The following is a 5,413-nucleotide window of genomic DNA, read 5'->3' as shown; positions in this document are numbered from 1 at the left end:
CTCGACCAACGCGTGGGGCAGGTCGAGTGCGGCAGGATACGGAACCAACAGGGCTCCTGTGCTGCAGAGTTGAGACGTCGAACACCTCTCTCAACGGCACGGGAGCCCTGTCCGTTGCGCCCCGCCCGCACACCGCCCCGTCACTCGATCAGTGGCCACAATGAAAACGCTCAATGTGCTGCGCCCGCAGCGCGACCTGATGAAACGGCATCATGCCCGTACCTGCCGACCGAAGAGACCCGGCCACCCGCCCACAATCCGCTCGATCCGCATGCCGACCCAGCGCCTGGTCCGTGAAAACCCCTCGTGGGATTACCGCCGGGCGCACGGCGAGCTCGCCACCCTCGGCATCCAGATCACCGCCTCCACAATCTGGGAAGTCCTCACGCGTGAGGGCATCGACCCAGCGCCCGAGCGGGCCGCCACCACCTGGGCCGACTTCCTGCGCTCCCAGGCACACGCCCTCCTGGCCTGCGACTTCATCGAGACCCTCCCCCTGACCGGCCGACGCCAGTACATCCCCGCAGTCATCGAACACGCCACCCGCCGCATTCGGATCCTTGGCACCACCGACCATCCCACCGCGGCCTGGGTCACCCGGGCCGCCCGCAACCTGGCCATCGACCTGACGGACGCGCAAGCCACCGTCGCCTACCTGATCCGAGACTGGGACGCGAAGCGCCCCGCCCTCTTCGATCAGATCCTGGCCGACGCCGACATCCAAGTCGTACGCACCGGCGTCCGAATACCGCGCATGAACGCCCTCATGGAACGCTGGGTCCAGACCTGCCGCCACGAACTACTGGACCGCACCCTCATCTGGAACGAACACCATCTGCATCGCGCGCCCCGACAGTTCGAACTGCACTACAACAACCATCGGCCTACCAAGCGATGGACCAGGCAGCGCCCCTGCGCGCCGTCCCCGAAGCATTCACCCCCGCACGTACCGCCCGCCTGAAGGTACGCCGGACGGACCGTCTCGGCGGAGTCCTTCACGAGTATCAACATGCAGCTTGAACTGCGCGGATAGAATTTTCGGCAGGCGCAGGACCGCCGACGGCTGGAGCCCAGAGACCGTCAGCGCTTTCGTCTCCGAGTGCGAGACCGTGGTCTCGGTTCACAACGAAGCTTGGGTGATCCGCTGGACGCTGTCCTAGTGTCGATGTGGAGGAGGTCCCACCGCGAGGATGCGGTATCCCCAGTGCGGGTTCTCTGCGGCCATCCTCAGGATCTGCTCCCGTACGGGGGCCGTTGTACAGGGAGACGATCACGCGGACGTGTTGCCGGCCGGGAGCAAATCGCTTCCGTTCTCACCCGTCACCGCACGGGGCCGCGCCCGCGGCGCGCCATAAGTCAGCGGAAACAAGGCGTTCGGTTCCGGAAGACCCCCACGGTTCCTGCGTTAGCGTGCTGCTAAGAACCAGCGCCCGGTCCATCGCAACTGGGACACCCCGGGGAGGACTCGATGGATTTTTCCCTGCGCCACATACGGTCGTTCCTGGAGGTCTGCAGGACCGGCAACTTGACCAGGGCTGCCGCCGCTCTCGGCTATTCCCAGTCGAGTGTCACAGGCCACATCAAGTCGTTGGAATCCGAACTCGGCACTCCGCTCTTCCGCCGTCACGCCCACGGTGTCCGGCTGACGCCGGCGGGCGAGATCTTCCGCGGGTACGCGCACCGGATCGTCGGCACGGTCGACGAGCTCGCCGGGGAGATACGACTGCGGGGCGAAGCCAGCGGGCAGATCAGGGTGGGAGCGGTGCCGCTGCTGATCGGCAGTCTGGAGAACGGGCTGATGAACGAATGCCAGTACCGTTATCCGCGCGTGCACGTATCTCCTCGAGTGGTGGGTGCCGCCGAGATCCGGGCGGTAGTGGTCGCGGGCGGGCTGGACCTCGGGCTGTTGTTGTTGGACCGGCCGGGCGACACCGCGGCGGAGTCCACTACGAAGGGACGCGGGTTGGTCCCAGCGGGCCGGGCGGGGGACACCTCTGGAGCCGTAATCACTCGACTGTGTCGGGTCGACCTGGTGCCCGTGGGAGGACAGCGGTTCGCAGGCGCCACCTCCGCGCGGGAGCGGCTGCCCCGCGGTACGCGCATCGTCGTGGTGGGCGCCGACTGTCCCTCCCAGCAGCGCCTTCCGCGTGTGCTTCACAGCCGTGACGGGGTCGCGCCACCCCTGTGGGAGGTGACCTCCGTGGCGTCTGCACGGCAGTACGTTGCCACCGGACTCGGCATCGCGATGCTGCCCTATGAACCGGCCTTCGAGCAGGGGACGCCCGACGGTCTGACCGTTCTGCGGGGACTACCCGTGGCACGGATGCACGCAGGCCTCGTGCTGCCGTCGATGGGATGGTTGTCCTCGGCTGCCGCCGCCTTCGCCGACCTCGTCGACCGTCATGGTCGGAAAGAGCTCGAACGCTCAGCGGGCGGCGGTCCGGCGATCACCGAGGCCGACCATGGGGGACCGGGTTCCCATCCTTCTTCGGCGCAGAGCAGCGAACTGCGACCGTCCTCCGTCATGCAGCGCCCTGCTCACTGCGACGCCGGGGCATCCGCCGGCCCTCACGTCCTGGCCCCTCCGTTGCGAGCCGCCGGGTACCGTAGCTGACGGCATGTCAGGTGGCATGAGTTCGCGACCGGCGGTGTGCCGCATGGAAGCCTCTGCGTTCCCCCACCTGTGAGCGTCATCCGTCCGGCGGCCACGTCACACGTATCACCTGCGGCCCGTCACCGGGCGGCCCGGCGGCTGTGCCTGGCGACGCGCACGCGGTTGCCGCAACTCACGGTGCACCACTCGCGCCGCGGGTGACTCTTGATGAAGTACAGCATGCACCCCGGCGCCGAGCAGGCCCGGAGCTTGGCTGCTGTGGCCGACGTGAGCAGGTGAACGCCTTCCTGCGCGACGACGCCAAGCGCGGCGAGGTGCGGATCCGCTTCGAGCCACCTGCGCAGGACCGCGGACGGGTCGGCGGGATGGAATTCGTCCCAGCTCGCCGAGAGCCGGGCCGCCCTGGCGACCAGTTCCACCGCTGCTGCGCCCGGCGCGGTACCGCCCGTCCGCGCGGAGAAGAGGGCACGCAGCGCCTGACGCAGATCGCGGAACTTGTTGACGTGTTCGTCGTCGGCGGGGTACGCGTCCCGCAGCGCGGCGGCCAGCGCGGGGTCGAAGTCGTCCGAGCGCAGCTCCAGCCACTTGTCGAGGTCGCGGGGAACGCGGAGCGCGTCGACCGCCGAGCCTCGCGAGCCGCCCTTCACGTAGGTGGTGTTGACCAGTTCGAGGGGCAGCGGCTCATCGACCAGGGGAGGAGCGTTTGTCGCTTCGTGGGTTTCGTGCGGCTCAGCGGCTCGGTTCATCGTTCCATCCTGCTGGCGATTTGCCGGTTCCCCGCGCCGCCTGCGACGGCGGCCGGTACCGAGAGGAGCCACGGACCGTCTTGCCCATGCCTTCAGCATGCTGCCATACTACCCAAACTAATGGATAGATTCACTCATAGGCATTAGTTCATTTTATTGGCGCTCTCTTCGAGGAGCCGACATGGCCGACACCCAGCTCGCCCCTCCGACGACGTCCCAGCGCATCCGTGCACGGCTGCGGGGGAGGGCGCCTGTCAGAAATCCGGCGGCAGTCACAGGATTGGCCACAGCGGCCGGCGTCACAGGCCTGACGCTCCTGGTCGCGATCGGGGTACTGCTGCACCGGCCCGTGCTGATCCCTCCCCTCGCGGCCAGCGCGGCTCTCGTCTTCGCCGCCCCCACGCTGCCCCTGGCACAACCACGTTGCGTGATCGGCGGGCAGTTGGTCTCCGGAACGGTCGGCCTGATCTGTCTGTCGGTCGCCGGGAACTCCCTGTGGACGGCCGGGGCGGCCGGAGGGCTCGCCATCGGGGCCATGGCGCTGTCCCGTACCTCGCACTCCCCCGCAGCGGCCACCGCGGTCATCGCGGTCATGACCGAACCGCCTGCCCCGCAGTTCATCGCCCTACTGGCCCTGGCCACAGTTGTCCTGGTGACGGTCGGTGTCGCTGCCGGCCGCATGAAGTGTTCTGCCGGCCGCTATCCCGTTTACTGGTGGTGATCGGCACCATGACCAGTCGTTACGCGCAACTGCTCTTCACCGAGGAGGTGCGGCGCCAGCAGCGACAACACGGCAGCCGCACCGCGTACGCACGCATGGCCGCCGGGCCGCAGCACGCGGACCGCCTCGGGGCACGGGAGACGGCGTTCGTCTCCATGGTGGACTCGTTCTTCATCGCCAGCACCAGTTCCACGGGGTGGCCCTACGTCCAGCACCGCGGTGGTCCCGCGGGCTTCCTCCAGGCTTTGGACGATTCCACCCTGGGCTTCGCCGACTTCCGCGGAAACCGGCAGTACATCACCACCGGCAACCTGGACGTGGACAGCCGAGTGTCACTTCTGCTCATCCACTATTCCTCGCAGGCACGATTCAAGATCGCCGGACGGGCCCGGTATGTCACCGCCGAGCAATGCCCGGACATCGCCGAGAAACTGCGCCCCCGCGACTACCGCGCCATCGTCGAACGGTTCGCGCTCATCACCGTGGAGGCCTACGACTGGAACTGCCCGCAGCACATCGCTCCCCGCTACACCCCGGAGGAAGTCCGGTCCGCCGTGGAGTCACTTGAGCAGCGGATAGCCCTGCTGGAACAAGAGAACGATGAACTGCGGCAACGCCTCGTCGACGCCGCGCCGACCGCCCCGGGCTCTGACGACGAGGGCGACGACAGGTGTCACATCGCCAGGTGACCAGACAGGCGCATTCGGCGCGACCCGCCCGGACGGGAGCCTCACGCCACCACCTTGCGAGGTTCACGCAGCGGCATGAGAGCAGGCGCAGTGTGCGGTGAACTTGCCGATCAAGGGCCGGAGTTCGGCGGGCGGGTCCCCAAGTGAGCCCGCCCGCCACTCCTGTAGCAGGTCGGGGCGGCGATGAAGAAGCGCCGCTGAGGGCGACCTCGCGCGGACGCCGAGCTGCGGCCGCGCTTGGCCCAGGTGCGGGCGGTGGGCGGCGTCGGTCCTGCGACGAGAGCGTCGTGGTCGCGCTGAAGCCCATAGGCGAAGACATGATGGGCCAGCATGCCTTGGTACCGAACGGCATCGGTCCGTGGAGTGAGTTTGTCGCCGCGCAGGTCGCGGACCATGCGTGCGAATGCGGCCACGTGACCTCGGACTGGCAGCAACTCAGCGGCTTGTAGGCGTGCAGGCGCGTGGTGTGAAGGGAACCGGCGATGAGGCCGTCGAGGTTCTCGCAGTGCGCAGAGCGTACTCCCGTATGCCGGTCCAGCCCCGGTTCCCCCTGCCCCGGATCGCGCTGAGCGACCAGCCTCGGGCCGGCAGCCGTTGTCACAACCGACCTCACCCTCACGGCATCACGCCGACCAACTCGGCA

Annotated in this window: 6 protein-coding genes; 5 read left to right on the top strand and 1 reads right to left on the bottom strand. The window is 68.1% G+C overall.

Translation table 11 applies throughout. The features are described from left to right. Positions 1–271 precede the first annotated feature (271 nt). Together ABD366_RS41500 and ABD366_RS41495 are read left to right on the top strand one after the other, a co-directional pair. Positions 272–961 (top strand): IS481 family transposase, encoded by a 690-nt coding sequence (locus ABD366_RS41500; RefSeq protein WP_324768452.1) that lies wholly within the window; start codon positions 272–274, stop codon positions 959–961. Positions 962–1,468: 507 nt separating this feature from the next. Then, positions 1,469–2,614 carry a LysR family transcriptional regulator gene (locus ABD366_RS41495; RefSeq protein ID WP_324768450.1) on the top strand — a complete coding sequence of 382 codons (1,146 nt, stop codon included), beginning with the start codon at positions 1,469–1,471 and terminating at the stop codon, positions 2,612–2,614. A 119-nt stretch (positions 2,615–2,733) separates the two neighbouring features. On the opposite strand, the gene ABD366_RS41490 is transcribed toward ABD366_RS41495, so the two are convergent. Further along, positions 2,734–3,360, bottom strand: a complete 627-nt coding sequence (locus ABD366_RS41490) for a CGNR zinc finger domain-containing protein (RefSeq protein WP_324768449.1) — start codon at positions 3,358–3,360, stop codon at positions 2,734–2,736. 181 nt (positions 3,361–3,541) lie between these two features. Here ABD366_RS41490 and ABD366_RS41485 point away from each other — a divergent pair, with 181 nt between their 5' ends. The 3 genes from ABD366_RS41485 (at position 3,542) to ABD366_RS41475 (ending at position 5,219) form a co-directional block, all read left to right on the top strand. Beyond that, the gene (locus ABD366_RS41485) at positions 3,542–4,081 is read left to right on the top strand and encodes an HPP family protein (protein WP_324768448.1); all 540 of its coding nucleotides are present in this window, start codon (positions 3,542–3,544) and stop codon (positions 4,079–4,081) included. Positions 4,082–4,089: 8 nt separating this feature from the next. Continuing rightward, positions 4,090–4,770, top strand: a complete 681-nt coding sequence (locus tag ABD366_RS41480) for a pyridoxamine 5'-phosphate oxidase family protein (protein WP_324768446.1) — start codon at positions 4,090–4,092, stop codon at positions 4,768–4,770. Between the two features lie 287 nt (positions 4,771–5,057). Then, positions 5,058–5,219, top strand: a complete 162-nt coding sequence (locus ABD366_RS41475) for a hypothetical protein (protein WP_324768445.1) — start codon at positions 5,058–5,060, stop codon at positions 5,217–5,219. Positions 5,220–5,413 lie beyond the last annotated feature (194 nt).

The sequence above is a fragment of the Streptomyces kunmingensis genome, assembly GCF_039533535.1.
GTDB classification, from domain to species: Bacteria; Actinomycetota; Actinomycetes; order Streptomycetales; family Streptomycetaceae; genus Streptomyces; species Streptomyces kunmingensis.
This window is presented reverse-complemented; position numbering and strand designations above follow the sequence as displayed.